Source organism: Morganella sp. EGD-HP17, assembly GCF_000512315.2.
GTDB lineage: Bacteria > Pseudomonadota > Gammaproteobacteria > Enterobacterales > Enterobacteriaceae > Morganella > Morganella morganii.
The window spans coordinates 99,922-115,065 of record NZ_AZRH01000005.1 but is presented as its reverse complement, the minus strand read 5'-3'; the positions used below and the strand labels follow the sequence as shown (position 1 = coordinate 115,065).

Sequence of the window (15,144 nt, the reverse complement as noted above, 5' to 3'; positions counted from 1 at the left end):
TTTACAGCGATAAGGACAATCCGGACAATAGCGGCAACTCAGTTAATAAGGATTTGAAGTATGAATGAATTTTCACTGGTCTGCCGCCTGCTCGGAACGCTGTTTAACCGCGCTCCGGCTGATCCTGTGCTGGCACCGGTTCTGACGATGATTAAGCAGGGGCAACTGAAAGCCCACTGGCCGCTGGAGCAGGATGCACTGCTGACACGGCTGGCTGAGCATTGTGACAGTGCGGAACTGGCAGCGGATTATCAGCAGCTGTTTACTGACGGGGCGGTGGCTCAGCACCGGTCGGACTATACCGGTGAACCGGAAAGTGAAGTCCGTCAGTTTCTCAGTGAGCGCGGTATGCCGCTGACTGATACGGTAACAGACAGTTTCGGGTCTCTGCTGCTGGCGGCATCCTGGCTGGAAGATCAGGCACAGGAAGATGAAGTCAGTGCGCAGACGGCGCTGTTTGCGGACTATCTGCTGCCGTGGAGTGATGCATTTCTCGGGAAAGTTGAGTCACATGCACAGCACGGCTTTTACCGCACCCTGGCTATTCTGACCCGCGAAGCACTGTCCGCGCTGTATGAAGAGCTGACAGAAGATGCAGAAGAAGACGAAAACGATGATTAATGTGTGACGTTGTCACATGTTATTTTTCAGGCCCGGTCAGATGACCGGGCTTTTTGTATCCGGCTCAGAACAGCCCGAGGAACCAGCCTGCTGCCAGGGTGATAAAGCTGAACAGCCAGATCCAGAAGAAGGAGTAGCGCAGATGCCGTCCCATATCCACCCCGGCAATCCCTACAGCCAGCCACACAGCCGGTGAGAACGGGCTGACAAAGGTTCCGGCGTTATTACCGATAGCCATGGCATACACCACATCCGCAGGGGGAATACCGGCGGACGCCACCACATCACGGACAATCGGCAGCAGGGCAAAGTAATAGGCATCGGTACTGGTAAAGATATCCAGCGGTACACCAATAAAGCCGATAATGATGTGGAACTGTTCCGCCATGTGTCCCGGAATAATCAGCAGCAGATCCTTAGCCACGGACTCCAGCATCCCGCCTTTATCCATAATCCCCAGGAATACCCCGGCGGACAGGATAATTGCTGCCATGGATAACGCCTGCGGGGCATGATGGTTAATCACTGCCACCTGATCTTTCGGTTTCGGGTAATTGACAATGAGAGCGGCGGAGAGCGCCAGCATAAAGATATACGGTGCCGCGAGCCACCCCAGAGCCAGGCTGAGGATCGCCAGCAGGATCAGCGAGATATTAATCAGAAAGCGCTGTGGTTTTTCCGTACCGTGTTCGTTATCCGCCTCATCATACAATTCAAGAAGCGAATCCTGCTCATACGGTGTGGTGCCGTATTGTGCCGCCCGGGCGATACGGCGTTTTTCCCGCAGACCAAACAGTGCGGCAACCAGCACCGATGCGGTAATACCGATAATTTGCACCGGGATCAGCGGCTGCCACAACACTGAGGCGGAAATACCGGTCACAGCAGATGCGCGGCCGAGCGGCCCGCCCCACGGCACCATATTCATCACCCCCATACTCATACACATCAGCAGCAGCATCAGATACGGGCTCATACCCAGCCGCCGGTAGATAGGCAGAAATGCCGGGATAATAATCAGAAAGGTTGCCGCACCGGAACCGTCGAGATGCACAACGGCTGCCACCAACGCAGTGACCATCGCCACAATTACCACATTTCCCCGGGTCAGCCCGAGCATCAGCCGGATAAACGGATTGAAGATATGCAGGTCTTTCATAATGCTGAAAAACAGAATGGCAAACAGGAACATTACCGCGACACTGGCAACTTTCTTGATGCCGTAATCAAAAAATTCAGTGATTTCAGGCAGAGAGTAGCCGGCCAGCAGGGCGCCGAGCAGGGGAATAACAGACATGGCAATTACAGGGCTGGTTTTTCCTGTCATCAGCAGAACGACAATAGAAATGATGATCAGCAGCCCAATCAGTGTCAGCATCAGATGATCCTTATCCGGAATAGTTATTTTCTGATGTTACTGAAAGAGATTAGGTGAGTGTTAAAAATGTTTATGAATTGTGAAATATATCATCAAAAAAGAATCCTGCAGATTCAGAAAAAAGCGCTCAATCACAAATTAATTTTATCTGTAACAGCAGAAAAATCAGTGTTTCGCTCTGTTTTACAGGAAGCGTACTGCAGATGCGTCAGAATGGGATAACCTGGTATCTTTTCGTATGCATTGAATTTTCGTCATATTCTTCTGCAAAACAGGAAGGTGATACCGTTCCCGGCGGGATAGTTAAGGAACGGTATCATAATTTAGTGAATTAATAATTTACTATCACAATTAAAATTTTTAATCGAAATTATTCGGTTAACGGGATAACGATCCGGCCCGGCCGGATTTCAATGCCCTTGGCAAACTTCTTCGCAGCCGCTTCGGCTGTATTATCGCCATTCAGCACATACACCGGGGTGATATTGAAAAAGGTGCTCAGTGTATGATTGAGATAAGGGATCAGCGCGGAAATCAGAGTATCCCATTTGTCCGGATCCAGCGTGTAATTGGTAATTTCAACATCCCGCATATAGATTGACCCGCTGGAGGCATCAAAATACGGTGCGGCGCTGAGGGACATCGAGATGGTGAAATCCCGTGAACCGAACAGCGAAACCAGCTTCAGCGAGCCGATTGCTGTCAGTTTTACTTTGCCCGGCTCTTCACGGCCAATTTCAGTGAGCAGTTTTTCCAGGGTAAAATCCGCATCTGCCACACCATCCATACCAATCTGTTTATTCAGATGGATATTCTCTGCCACCGCACTGTTAATGGTCTCTTCACTGACACTGATTTCGGTTAATTTATCGCAGCCGGTTAAAACCGTTGCTGCGACCAGTGCCGCGGTAAAAAGGAATAATCTCATCGGTATCTCCTGTTGTATACCACCCGATACTAACCTGTGCTGCGGCAAATCCCAAATATCCGGATCAATTTAATACGGCAGGGCTTATCTTCTTCGGGTTAAACTGGCGGTAAAGTGCTATCAGCGTAATCAGCCCGATTGTACCGAGTAAAAACCAGGGAAGTTCAGGTAATTGCATTTCTTTACCCAGATCATACAGCCAGCCGCCGCCGGTATAACCGATGGCACCGCCGAATGCCAGCCCCAGGCGGCGGAAGCCCATGTAACTGCCGCGTGCGCGCGGATCCGCCAGTGACGCGCTGAGGGTTTCCCGTGCCGGCTCGGCAATCACTGATCCTAAATAGAACAAACAGATAATCGCGAATAATACATGCAGTGAATGAGTCAGTGCGACCGGGAACATACTCAGGCTCATCAGGAATAAACCGGCCATCAGACGGGTTTCCAGCCGGAAGTGTTTTTCACTCCAGCGGGCCAGCGGATAGAGCAGAGTCAGTGATAATGCAGCCTCAATGGCATACATCCATTTCACCGCCGCCGGTGTGCCCGCCAGTTCGTTGACGATGATCGGGAACATCAGCATCACCTGCACGGAGAGAATGAAATAACCGGTCAGTGTCAGCACATAGCGGGAGAACCGTTTGTCACTCAGTACGCGGGTCAGCCCCTCTTTGACCGGGGTGCGGGTGGTGGAAATGCGGTAAGCGGGCAGCAGCCAGGCATTACACAGGGCGGTGATAATAAAGATTGCCGCGCCCACCCAGCAGACCAGATGAAAGTCATAGATAAGCAGCCAGCTGCCGAGCAGTGCCCCGAGTACCGCCCCGGCGCTGTCCTGCATCAGCAGCAGGGAATAGAAACGGCCGCGTTCATACGGGCGGGTCAGTTTGATTACCAGCGCAGTGCGCGGCGGGTCAAACAGCGTGCCGCCGATAGCCGAGAGAATACAGGAGAGCCAGAGGATCCACGGTTCATCCGCCATGGCCATCAGGGCGAAACCGCCGGCACGGAGAAACATACCGATGACGATCATCGGCTTGGCGCCGAAGCGGTCAGCAATCGCACCGCCGAATATCCCCAGCCCCTGCTGGACAAGCTGGCGCAGCCCCAGAGCAAACCCGACCACAATCCCCGCCCAGCCGAGTTGTTCAACAAAACGGATGGAGATCAGCGGGAAGACCACAAAGAAGCCGAGAACAACCAGCAGGTTATCCACCAGCAACCAGTACTTACCCAGCGTCCGGGCTTGTCTGACAAGTGACATTCAGCACCACATTAAATATTGAAAGGAATAGAAAAAAGGGAGATGATTAGACCTTCTATTCTCTGCTTATTCAGCGTCTGATAACAGAGAATTCAGGATGATATTTTTTTATCGACGGAACGTGGTTAAGCACACCCTGACTACGGCCTTCTGAGAGAGGAATTATGTTGTTCGGCTACCGCGCGAATACGCCGCAGCTGCGTTTTAACACGGACAGAATGGTGGTCCGGCTGGCGCACGAGCGGGACGCGTACCGCATCAGTGAATATTACTGTGAAAACGAAGCATTTCTGAAACCCTGGGAGCCTCTCCGCGACCGCAGCCACTATCATCCTTCCGGCTGGTCATCGCGCCTGCAGCTGATGACGGATATGCACCGTCAGGGCACCGCTTTCCATTTTCTGCTGCTGGATCAGGCTGAAAATGAGGTGATGGGGGTGGCGAACTACAGTAATGTCATCCGCGGCGTGTTTTACGCCTGTTTTCTCGGTTATTCACTGGGAGAAAAATGGCAGGGGCAGCATTATATGCAGGAAGCCCTGGAGCCGACACTGCGCTATATGCAGCGTCAGCAGGGCATGCACCGCATTATGGCAAACTATATGCCGCATAATCAGCGCAGCGGACAACTCCTTGCCCGGCTCGGGTTTGAAAAAGAGGGCTACGCAAAAGATTATCTGATGATTAACGGCCGGTGGCGTGACCATGTTCTGACCGCACTGACCACCCCGGACTGGGTTAAACCACGATAACGGCGGGTTTTTCTGTTCCGCCCGCGTTATCGTGATACTATTTCCGCCTTTGTTATCTGACCAGCACACTCAGCATGAATTTATTGAAATCTCTCGCCGCCGTCAGCTCGATGACGATGTTCTCGCGTGTACTCGGCTTTATCCGCGATGCCATTATCGCCCGGATTTTCGGGGCATCGATGGCCGCCGATGCCTTCTTTGTCGCCTTTAAACTGCCGAATCTGCTGCGGCGTATTTTTGCCGAAGGGGCATTCTCCCAGGCCTTTGTGCCGATTTTATCGGAATATAAAACCCAGCAGGGCGAGGAAGCGACCCGCACCTTTATCGCCTATGTCTCCGGGATGCTGACACTGATTCTGGCGGTGGTCACCGTGCTCGGAATGCTGGCCGCGCCGTGGATTATCTATGTCACCGCGCCGGGTTTTACTGATGACCCGGATAAATTTACGCTGACCGCCAATCTGCTGAAAGTCACCTTTCCGTATATCTTTCTGATCTCCATCGCTTCACTGGCGGGGGGGATCCTCAATACCTGGAACCGTTTTTCCGTCCCGGCGTTTGCACCGACTCTGCTGAATGTCAGTATGATTGGCTTTGCGCTGTTTGCCGCCCCGTATTTTGATCCGCCGATTATGGCGCTGGCGTGGGCTGTGCTGGCAGGGGGGGTATTACAGATTGCCTATCAGCTCCCGCACCTGAAAAAAATCGGCATGCTGGTGCTGCCGAGAGTCTCTTTCCGTAACAGCGGTGTCTGGCGGGTAATGAAACTGATGGGGCCGGCGATCCTCGGGGTATCGGTCAGCCAGATTTCACTGATTATCAACACCATTTTTGCCTCATTCCTGGTGTCCGGCTCGGTCTCCTGGATGTATTATGCCGACCGTCTGATGGAACTGCCGTCCGGTGTGCTCGGGGTGGCACTGGGGACGATTCTGCTGCCGTCACTGGCAAAAAGCTTCTCCAAAGGGGATGCCACCGAATACCGCAAACTGATGGACTGGGGATTACGCCTCTGTTTCCTGCTGGCTCTGCCGTGTGCGGTGGCGCTCGCGATTCTGGCGGAAGCACTGACGGTCAGCCTGTTCCAGTACAAAAACTTCACTGCCTTTGATGCCCTGATGACACAACAGGCGCTGATTGCCTACTGCGTCGGTCTGATGGGGATGATTGTGATTAAAGTACTGGCACCGGGATTCTATTCCCGCCAGAACATCAAAACACCTGTTAAAATCGCGATTGCCACACTGATCCTGACACAGCTGATGAACCTGGCCTTTATCGGGCCGTTTAAACATGCCGGTCTGGCGCTGTCGATTGGTATCGCGGCCTGTTTCAATGCCTCGCTGCTTTACTGGCAGCTGCGCAAACAGAATATCTTCACACCGTTGCCGGGCTGGGGAAAATTTTTCCTCAAACTGGTGATCGCAATGCTGTTTATGGCCGCGGTACTGGTGGGTATGATGTACCTGATGCCGGAATGGTCACAGGGCAATATGCTGATGCGTATGCTGCGCCTGATGGGTGTGGTGATTGCCGGTGCCGGTGCCTATTTTGCCGCACTGTATGCGCTTGGTTTCCGCCTGCGGGACTTTGCACAGCGCAGCTTATAAACTGTTTTTATCTTATTCTGACGGGGCTGATAACAAGCCCTGCGGAATCGCGGATGCCGGAGCGTTTCTATGCTGCACCAACACACTGTTTCTGATGCTGCACCAACACACTGTTTCTGATGCTGAACTGAACCTGGATAACGGCGGGTATACGTCAATTGATGCGTTTATCACGCCGCCGTATACCCGGCAGGTTATCAGTGCCTATAACAATCAGCTCTCTGAATATCCGGCTGCACTGCGTCACTGTACGTCATTACGGGTACTGAATCTCTCCTGTAATCAGCTGGCTTATATTCCGCCGGATATTGCACAGCTGACTGCCTGTGAAATGCTGGATCTGGGACATAATTGTATCGCGGATGTTCCGCCGGAAATAGGTGAATTACATCAGCTGCAATATCTTTATCTCAGTGAAAACGGATACAGCAGCTTACCGTCGTCATTTTCCGGACTGAAAAATCTGCGTTATTTTAATGCAACGGATAATCAACTGACAGCAATACCGGCATGGTTTTCTGAAATGGAAAAAATGGAAGAAATCCGTCTTTATAATAACCGGATAACGGAACTGTCTTCTGCTGTCAGCGGGCTGAAAAATACCCGCGAAATGCATCTGATGAATAATAAAATAACCGCGGTTCCGGATGAGATTGCAGCTGTGGCAGCGCTGGAAATTCTTGATCTGAATAATAACCGGGTGGCGTTTATTTCGCCGGAAATAAGCAGGTTACAACAACTCAATACACTGAATCTGCGTTTCAATGCCCTGAAAACCTTGCCGGAAAACACCGGTGAATTATCATCCCTGTTATATCTGGATTTACGTGCGAATCAGCTGAGTACGCTGCCGGATAGCCTGGCAGCATTAACACAGCTGCGCAAACTGGACCTGCGCTGGAATAATTTCTCCGTCATTCCGCCGGTGGCAGAAAAATTACAGGCAGCAGGGTGCCGGGTATTGCTGTAAGAGACTCAGAAGGCAATAAAAAAGGAACCGTCAGGTTCCTTTTTTGCAGAAATAATCACCGGTAATGCCGGGATTACATCTTCTCGACAGTACCGATACCCAGGGTATCCAGACCGGCTTTCAGGGTTTTCTGTGTCAGCAGCGCCAGTTTCAGACGGCTCTGGCGCAGCTCTTCGCTTTCCGCTGCCAGAATCGGGCAATGTTCGTAGAAACCCGAGAACAGACCCGCCAGGTCGTACAGATAGCTGCACATCATATGCGGCAAACCTTCACGGGCAACAGCAGTAATGGTTTCCTCAAACTGTAACAGACGGGCTGCTAACTGGCGCTCGCGGTCGTCAGTCAGGATAATAGGTTGTGTCAGGCTGTCCGCATCAATATCCGCACGTTTGAAGACGGATGCCACACGGGTATAGGCATACTGCATATACGGTGCGGTGTTACCTTCAAAGGCCAGCATGTTGTCCCAGTCGAAGATATAGTCGGTGGTACGGCTTTTTGACAGATCCGCGTATTTCACCGCGCCGATACCGACAACTTCCGCCAGCTGTTTCAGCTCATCTTCCGGCATATCGCTGTTTTTCTCACGGATCAGTTTCTCCGCGCGTTCAACAGCTTCATCCAGCAGATCGGACAGGCGGATAGTGCCGCCTGCGCGGGTTTTGAACGGTTTGCCGTCTTTGCCGAGCATCATACCGAACATATGGTGTTCCAGTGTCATGCTCTCCGGGATATAACCGGCTTTGCGGACGATGGTCCACGCCTGCATCAGATGCTGGTGCTGGCGGGAATCAATGTAATAAAGGACGCGGTCGGCATGCAGTACGTCATGACGGTACTTTGCACAGGCGATATCGGTGGTGGTGTAGAGATATCCGCCATCTTTTTTGCGGATAATAACCCCCATCGGTTCGCCTTCTTTATTTTTGAATTCATCAAGATAGACGACAATCGCGCCTTCGCTCTCTTCGGCGATACGGCGGTTCAGCAGGTCACTGACAATGCCCGGCAGCATGTCGTTGTACAGGCTTTCACCCATGACATCATCTTCGGTCAGGGTGACATTCAGACGGTTATAGGTTTCCTGGTTCTGCTGCATGGTGATGTCCACCAGCTTACGCCACATGGTGCGGCAGTATTCATCACCGCCCTGTAATTTGACCACATAGCCGCGCGCGCGCTCAGCAAATACTTCGTCTTCATCGTAATGCTTTTTCGCTTCGCGGTAGAAGGCTTCCAGGTCGGCCAGTGCCATATCGCCGGCATCTTCATTCTGCATTTTTTCAAGATACGCGATAAGCATGCCGAACTGTGTTCCCCAGTCACCGACGTGGTTACAGCGGATCACTTTATGGCCCAGATACTCCTGGGTACGTGCTGCCGCATCACCGATGATGGTGGAGCGCAGATGACCGACGTGCATCTGTTTGGCTACGTTCGGAGCAGAATAGTCGATGGCGATGGTCATCGGCTCAACCGGGGTCAGGCCCAGTTTGTCGTCAGCCAGCGCGGTTTCCAGCTGAGCGGTCAGCCAGTCAGGGGAGAGGAAAATATTGATAAAACCGGGACCGGCGATTTCCGTTTTTTCCGCAATTCCGTCAAGATCCAGCAGTTCAATCACTTTCTCAGCGAGCTGTCGGGGCGGCATACCCATTTTTTTCGCGGCAGCCATCACACCATTGGCCTGGTAATCACCAAACTGCGCTTTGGCGGACTGCTTAACGATAGCATCACAATCAAGTGGTGCCCCTGCGCTGATAAGAGCCTGTTGGATCTTATCTGAAAGAATTGCCTGAATATTCACCGGTTTACCTTAATATAAAGAACAAAATGACACCCCGGAAACAGCGGCGGAGGAGCGGGCTCGTCCGGGCGGGATGTTGTCGTGAAATTTGGCTGGTTTTATACCACAAAAACAGGGTCTCATGCTACTATCTGCGCCTTTGCGGATGAATTCTCACAGGGGATCATAATGAAAAACAGCGTACAGACAGCATCCCTTGCCGGTCTGATGGCAGAGCTGCCGGTGTTTGCCGGGAAAATAGCGCAGTTTGCGGCGGATTTGCAGCTCGATCTCACGCACTATCAGGCAGATCACATCTCACTGCGGGCTCATGATAAGGCACTGGCGCAACAGTGGCTGGCCGGATTCCGCAAATGCGGCACCGTGTTATCGGATAATCAGATTAACGGCCGCCCGATTTATCTGTTTTTACTGCATGAGCCGCTGACACTGCTGCACTGGCAGATCCCGGTGGTGGAACTGCCGTTCCCGAAAGGCAAACAGTACGCACATCAGGGCTGGGAACATATCGAACTGGTATTACCGGGTGACCCGCAGATCCTGACAGAGCGGGCTGCCGCATTGCTGCCGTCACCATTACCGGCCGGGGTGACCACCAAAGCCAGCCATCCGCGCGGCGAACAGGAGCGGTTACCGAACCCGACACTGGCTGTCAGCCGGGAAAATATCACCATCAAGTTTCATCCGTTTACATTGCAGGAGATTGTCGAAAGTGAGCGGTAACCTGCAATTCTGACATTTCCCTGTGCGAATCGGCCGGATATTTCGCATCTTGTGATATTTAACAATTCATTAATCTAAATTACATGTAATAGTGTGTATCAGGATGACTGAATCGTTTACGAGAGATATTTACCTGCGAAATTAAGTGATGAGGCTAATCAATGGCGAAACTGGAAATTTGTTGTTACAGCGTGGAATGTGCCCTCACTGCGGAAAAAGCCGGCGCTGACCGGATTGAACTGTGTGCCGCGCCGTCAGAGGGCGGGCTGACCCCGAGCTGGGGCATGCTGAAACAGACTATCGACCGGCTGCGGATCCCGGTTCACCCGATCCTCCGTCCGCGCAGCGGTGACTTTTGCTATACAGCCTCGGAATTTGCGGTTATGAAGAATGATATCGCCAAAATCCGCGACCTGGGTTTTCCCGGGGTGGTCACCGGTATTCTGGATGAGGACGGGCATGTTGATCTGCCGCGGATGAAGATGCTGTGTAAACTGTCGGGCGACATGGCGGTCACTTTCCACAGAGCCTTTGATATGTGTGCGAATCCGATGCTGGCATTACAGCAACTGACCGACCTGGGTGTGAGCCGTATTCTGACATCCGGCCAGCAACTGAGTGCGGAGCTGGGATTACCTCTGCTCAAAGAGTTACAGGAAGCCAGCAGAGGGCCGGTGATTATGGCCGGTGCCGGTGTGCGGCTGGCGAATATTCAGAAGTTCCTTGATATCGACCTTCAGGAAGTGCACAGTTCAGCATCCAAAACCAAGCCGTCCACTATGCGCTACCGCAAAGTCGGTGTGGCGATGGGCAGTGACAGCGAAGCTGATGAGTTTTCCCATACCTGTGTGGACGGGGACACCGTCGAGGCGATGAAAGGGGTTTTGGATCTGCACAGTATGGTCGTGCACTGATCCGGTTCATTTCCGGTTACATCAAAAACGCCCTCATACTGAGGGCGTTTTGCTGTCAGAAGGCGGCGTTAACGGGCTTTCCCTCTGCCGGTATCGCACTGAGTGAGCGCGGCGGATAACCGGCAATGGCATGGTCAGCAAAATTCACGGTGATGACAGAGCCATCACTGAACTGAGTCTGTTGTACCAGGCCGTCACTGTCCAGCCAGCGGAAGCCGGTCAGGGCTTTATTCCATAACTGCTGATGCAGAGGGCGGAAAATACTGTCCGATTTTATCATCGCAGGAAGACGCTTCTGTACCGTATTACGGCTGAGGTTATAGAGCGGCGGCGTGTTATACAGCTGGCTCAGCAGTTCCCGTGTGGTGGTAACCGCCGGGAATTTCAGGTTATCCAGCGTCCAGTGATGCGTGGTGATCACCGCATCATGAAATACAGCCTGATACAGCGGCAGCCGCCAGCGCGGATCAAATTCCGTGGTCAGGTAGATATCTTTCAGTTTTCCCGGTGCAAAAAAGATCGCCGGTTCATTTTCCGGCCACCAGGCACCCAGGTAGTAAGGGGACTGTTTGTTGCGGTGAATATCTGCATCACTCCAGCCGAAGCCGCGGGTTTCGGTACCGTGGGCAAACATCAGATATTGTGCGGTCACGGCATTACCATCTTCCGAACCCAGCGGGATACGGATGTTTTCCGCCACTGACCGTAAGCGGTTATTTCTTGCTGCCGCCATAGCATCCGCACCGGTGTGTGATGCCGGATTATAATCATCAGACACCATGCCGGTGCCGTCCACGTCAAGAAACAGACTATTGATACCGGTCAGCTGTACCAGTTCGGTCATGCGTTTTTCTGAAAAGTCCTGCATGCAGCCCGGATTCAGGTAATAACCATCCCCGCCGAATCCCGGCAGTTTTCTGCCTGTTCCGGTCACAATCGCGCATTTTTCCCGTAATTCTGACGGGATCTGTGCCGTCAGCCATTCCGTATTTTTGCCTGCCGGAATGGCGGTATCGTAGGAATCATAGCTGGCGATGAGATAACCGTGCTCTTTGGCATAGCTGACCGCCTGCGGCTGATACCAGGTGGCAGTCCAGTTATCAGTACCCAGCCAGAGCTTATCCAGTTTTGCTCCGGTCAGTGCGGTTAAAAGAGGAAGGGATAACCCCTGACCCCAACTGGCTTCCGGTGCCAGGAACGGGCTCAGCTGCTGTTTTACGGCAGAACGGATCGCCTGTGCCTGTGTTTTCTGCGCAGCGATAAAGTCACTGTCATCCGGGGTGCGGCTCAGTGGTGTGACTTTCTTCAGCGCCTGGTTGAGAGCATCGGCCAGAAACGGCTGCTGCCATTTTTCCGGTGTTTTGCCGTTCAGAGCAGCAAAAGCATCACGGCTCTGAGGCTCCATTGCCGACCATAACCCGTTACCGGCGGGGGATTGCAGATAGCGCACCAGTCCCGGCCAGTCAGTAATATCCTGCTGATCGATAATACTTTTTCCCCATAAATAGACATGGGTGGCACCGATCAGCTTTTTGCCGTCCGGGATCTGTGCGAATTTTTCTTCCAGTGATGTGAACTGCTTATTATCCTGCAGCCAGCGACGGTAGCGCAGCGCACCGTCCAGTGGGGTGTCACCGGTGTGCAGCAAAACGGTAAACGGCTGCTGCTGATTAAAGCGGTTAAACTGATGTACTGCGCTCATCTGCAGGTGCTGTTGTTTCTCCTCAAAGTGCAGACGGTTATGAAACGGACTGAGTAACAACCAGCTGTAGACCCGATCCTGCTGCTGACTCCAGAGCGGTAACTGCAAATCCTGATTGGTATCGATATTGTCCTGTTCAGTGACCATATAGTGACGCCACTGTTCATTGTTCAGCGGAATATGACGTCCTTCGCCCAGCGGCATATAGAGGGAGGAAACGGTGTTATCCGGCAGGGTGAACCACTGAAAATTCTGCGGCTGATTGGTGGTGAATGTCAGGGTCAGCTCGGTATCATTGAGGACAGCGGTGACATTCATATCTCTGTCCGGCCAGAACCAGCTGACACGGCGGGGATATTCTGTTAAATCACTGACCGGCTGTTTTTCTGTTCCCCGGCTGACAGTGGTATCCGCCACTGCTATGTGCAGGGTTTCCGGGTCGATAAAAACCTGATGATTATTATCCGTTAACACAGTGGCAGAGGCCGCAGAGGCAGACAACAGAAGCGGAAGATACAGTGCGGACAGGCGATATTTCATGATCCGGAGTGGCCTTTATTCGTCATAATATGACAGGCAGGGTAGCTGAATCCCCGGGGAGAGAACAGTCAGTTTTTCGGAGGTATATACCCTGCAAATAACAGGGTATATACGTATTACTGATGGCTATGGTTTTTCGGCGATCAGAACCGCACGGCGCGGTGCCGGATAGCCTTCAACCGTCAGTGACGGGTCGTCAGGATTGAGGAAATCGGCGAGGGATTCATTGATCATCCACTCCGTACGGCGCTGCTCATCCGTGGTGGTGACAGACTCATCCACGATCCTGATATTGATGAAGCCGCATTTTTCCAGCCAGACAGCCAGCATTTTGGCTGACGGAATAAAGTAGACGTTGCTCATCTGCGCGTAGCGTTCACCCGGGATCAGACACTGATGTTCATCACCCTCAACAACAATACTTTCCAGTACCAGTTCGCCGCCGGACACCAGCTGATCTTTCAGCTGCCAGAGGTGGTCGAGCGGGGAGCGGCGGTGATAAAGCACACCCATGGAGAACACGGTATCAAAAGCCTGAAGTGCAGGCAGTTCCTGAATACCCAGCGGCAGCAGATGCACGCGCTGGTCATTGCCGAGCAGCTTGCGCACGGCTTCAAACTGGCAGAGGAAAAGCTGAGTCGGATCCACACCGATCACCAGTTCCGCGCCTTCACCTGCCATGCGCCACATGTGATAACCGCTGCCGCAGCCGACATCCAGAATGGTGCGCCCGGCAAGCGGGGACAGATGCGGCAGAACGCGATCCCATTTCAGATCAGAACGCCATTCGGTATCAATCTCCACACCGTAGAGCGAGAACGGGCCTTTACGCCACGGCATCAGGTTGCGCAGAATGTTATTGATACGGCGGGTTTCCCCGTCGGTCAGCGGCTGTGTGCGCTGTGCAGTAACCCCGGTTTTCAGATCGAGAATGTCCGGAGTCATGTCCGGCAGATTTTCAATAGTTTTTACCCAGCCAGGATAGTAGCCGTGCAGGGACTCTTTATTCCATTTCGCAATCTGCGCGGGCAGTGTTTCCAGCCAGTGGCTCAGGCGCTCATTTTTTGCAATTAACTGATAAAAATTGCCGAAATCAATCATGGTTATTCTCTTTCACTGCCAGTAATGACCCGAAGTTAAAGCACTGGAACCAGACTTCACAATGTTCAAAACCGGCCGCTTTCAGCCGTGATTTGTGGGTTTCCACACTGTCGGTCAGCATGACATCTTCCAGCATGGTGCGTTTCTGGCTGATTTCCAGCTCACTGTAGCCGTTGGCACGTTTGAAATCGTGGTGCATGCTGAACAGCAAATCGCCGATCTGCTCATCCTCAAAACTGAATTTTTCCGATAACACCAGCACGCCGCCCGGCAGCAGGCCCTGATAGATTTTTTTCAGCAGTGCGGCGCGGTCATCCGGTGCCAGGAATTGCAGGGTAAAATTGAGAACCACCATTGAGGCATTCTCAATCGCAATATGGCGGATATCGCCTTCGGTTACTTCAACCGGTACCGGGGATTTATAACTTTCCACATGGCGGCGGGCGTGTTCCACCATCGGCGCGGAATTATCCACGGCGATGATCCGGCAGCCGGGTTTATCCGCGATATTCGGGCGGATAGACAGGGTGGCGGCAGCGCGGGAACAGCCGAGATCATAAACCTGACTGCCGGGCGTGACAAAACGGCCGGCCAGCATGCCAATCATGGCAATAATATTGGAGTAGCCCGGAATTGAGCGTTTGATCATATCGGGAAACACATCCGCGACTTTCTCATCAAACGTCCAGTCACCAAGACGGGCAATCGGTGCCGCGAACAGAGTATCCTGCGGCGGATTCGGAATTTCTTTGGACATAACACAGATCTGCAATACAAAAAGATGCGCGCATTCTAACAGAGGTGACCCGGCGCAGAAAGTGTTATGTCCCGGCGTGA

13 protein-coding genes are annotated in these 15,144 nt (G+C 52.6%); 6 read left to right on the top strand and 7 right to left on the bottom strand.

All coding sequences use genetic code 11. The features are described from left to right. Positions 1-60 precede the first annotated feature (60 nt). On the top strand, positions 61-621 hold the full coding sequence (locus tag X965_RS07325; protein WP_036417585.1) for a molecular chaperone: 561 nt from the start codon (positions 61-63) through the stop codon (positions 619-621). Between the two features lie 64 nt (positions 622-685). Here X965_RS07325 and X965_RS07320 read toward each other — a convergent pair whose 3' ends face one another. From X965_RS07320 to mdtH, 3 genes are all read right to left on the bottom strand, one after another. Continuing rightward, the gene (locus tag X965_RS07320; protein WP_036417584.1) at positions 686-1,999 is read right to left on the bottom strand and encodes a CitMHS family transporter; all 1,314 of its coding nucleotides are present in this window, start codon (positions 1,997-1,999) and stop codon (positions 686-688) included. A 370-nt stretch (positions 2,000-2,369) separates the two neighbouring features. Continuing rightward, complete coding sequence (locus X965_RS07315) at positions 2,370-2,927, bottom strand: lipoprotein (RefSeq protein ID WP_024472962.1); 558 nt, start codon at positions 2,925-2,927, stop codon at positions 2,370-2,372. Positions 2,928-2,991: 64 nt separating this feature from the next. Continuing rightward, the gene (mdtH, locus tag X965_RS07310; protein WP_036417583.1) at positions 2,992-4,191 is read right to left on the bottom strand and encodes a multidrug efflux MFS transporter MdtH; all 1,200 of its coding nucleotides are present in this window, start codon (positions 4,189-4,191) and stop codon (positions 2,992-2,994) included. A gap of 167 nt (positions 4,192-4,358) precedes the next feature. On the opposite strand from mdtH, the gene rimJ reads away from it, so the two are divergent. The 3 genes from rimJ (at position 4,359) to X965_RS07295 (ending at position 7,523) form a co-directional block, all read left to right on the top strand. Further along, complete coding sequence (gene rimJ / locus X965_RS07305) at positions 4,359-4,943, top strand: ribosomal protein S5-alanine N-acetyltransferase (RefSeq protein ID WP_004239462.1); 585 nt, start codon at positions 4,359-4,361, stop codon at positions 4,941-4,943. A gap of 74 nt (positions 4,944-5,017) precedes the next feature. Beyond that, entirely contained in the window at positions 5,018-6,553 is a 1,536-nt protein-coding gene (gene murJ / locus X965_RS07300) for a murein biosynthesis integral membrane protein MurJ (protein WP_004237309.1), read from the top strand. Between the two features lie 94 nt (positions 6,554-6,647). Next, positions 6,648-7,523 carry a leucine-rich repeat domain-containing protein gene (locus X965_RS07295; protein WP_036417680.1) on the top strand — a complete coding sequence of 292 codons (876 nt, stop codon included), beginning with the start codon at positions 6,648-6,650 and terminating at the stop codon, positions 7,521-7,523. Positions 7,524-7,596: 73 nt separating this feature from the next. On the opposite strand, the gene argS is transcribed toward X965_RS07295, so the two are convergent. Next, positions 7,597-9,327 carry an arginine--tRNA ligase gene (gene argS / locus X965_RS07290; protein WP_036417581.1) on the bottom strand — a complete coding sequence of 577 codons (1,731 nt, stop codon included), beginning with the start codon at positions 9,325-9,327 and terminating at the stop codon, positions 7,597-7,599. Between the two features lie 168 nt (positions 9,328-9,495). Here argS and X965_RS07285 point away from each other — a divergent pair, with 168 nt between their 5' ends. Further along, entirely contained in the window at positions 9,496-10,050 is a 555-nt protein-coding gene (locus X965_RS07285; RefSeq protein ID WP_036417579.1) for a VOC family protein, read from the top strand. A 161-nt stretch (positions 10,051-10,211) separates the two neighbouring features. Further along, entirely contained in the window at positions 10,212-10,964 is a 753-nt protein-coding gene (cutC, locus tag X965_RS07280; protein WP_036417578.1) for a copper homeostasis protein CutC, read from the top strand. 55 nt (positions 10,965-11,019) lie between these two features. On the opposite strand, the gene X965_RS07275 is transcribed toward cutC, so the two are convergent. The 3 genes from X965_RS07275 to cmoA all read right to left on the bottom strand — a co-directional run bounded on the left by X965_RS07275 (position 11,020) and on the right by cmoA (position 15,064). Next, positions 11,020-13,206, bottom strand: a complete 2,187-nt coding sequence (locus X965_RS07275) for a glycoside hydrolase (protein WP_036417577.1) — start codon at positions 13,204-13,206, stop codon at positions 11,020-11,022. Positions 13,207-13,332: 126 nt separating this feature from the next. Continuing rightward, entirely contained in the window at positions 13,333-14,307 is a 975-nt protein-coding gene (cmoB, locus tag X965_RS07270; protein WP_036417575.1) for a tRNA 5-methoxyuridine(34)/uridine 5-oxyacetic acid(34) synthase CmoB, read from the bottom strand. Next, complete coding sequence (gene cmoA, locus X965_RS07265) at positions 14,300-15,064, bottom strand: carboxy-S-adenosyl-L-methionine synthase CmoA (RefSeq protein ID WP_004237299.1); 765 nt, start codon at positions 15,062-15,064, stop codon at positions 14,300-14,302. The genes cmoB and cmoA overlap by 8 nt, the downstream gene beginning before the upstream one ends. Positions 15,065-15,144 lie beyond the last annotated feature (80 nt).

Bases quoted from the DNA above. Each gene is read 5' to 3' on its own strand.
- X965_RS07325 (WP_036417585.1), top strand. From the start codon at position 61: ATGAATGAATTTTCACTGGTCTGCCGCCTGCTCGGAACGCTGTTTAAC.
- X965_RS07320 (WP_036417584.1), bottom strand. From the start codon at position 1,999: ATGCTGACACTGATTGGGCTGCTGATCATCATTTCTATTGTCGTTCTG.
- X965_RS07315 (WP_024472962.1), bottom strand. From the start codon at position 2,927: ATGAGATTATTCCTTTTTACCGCGGCACTGGTCGCAGCAACGGTTTTA.
- mdtH (WP_036417583.1), bottom strand. From the start codon at position 4,191: ATGTCACTTGTCAGACAAGCCCGGACGCTGGGTAAGTACTGGTTGCTG.
- murJ (WP_004237309.1), top strand. From the start codon at position 5,018: ATGAATTTATTGAAATCTCTCGCCGCCGTCAGCTCGATGACGATGTTC.
- X965_RS07295 (WP_036417680.1), top strand. From the start codon at position 6,648: ATGCTGCACCAACACACTGTTTCTGATGCTGAACTGAACCTGGATAAC.
- X965_RS07285 (WP_036417579.1), top strand. From the start codon at position 9,496: ATGAAAAACAGCGTACAGACAGCATCCCTTGCCGGTCTGATGGCAGAG.
- cutC (WP_036417578.1), top strand. From the start codon at position 10,212: ATGGCGAAACTGGAAATTTGTTGTTACAGCGTGGAATGTGCCCTCACT.
- X965_RS07275 (WP_036417577.1), bottom strand. From the start codon at position 13,206: ATGAAATATCGCCTGTCCGCACTGTATCTTCCGCTTCTGTTGTCTGCC.
- cmoB (WP_036417575.1), bottom strand. From the start codon at position 14,307: ATGATTGATTTCGGCAATTTTTATCAGTTAATTGCAAAAAATGAGCGC.
- cmoA (WP_004237299.1), bottom strand. From the start codon at position 15,064: ATGTCCAAAGAAATTCCGAATCCGCCGCAGGATACTCTGTTCGCGGCA.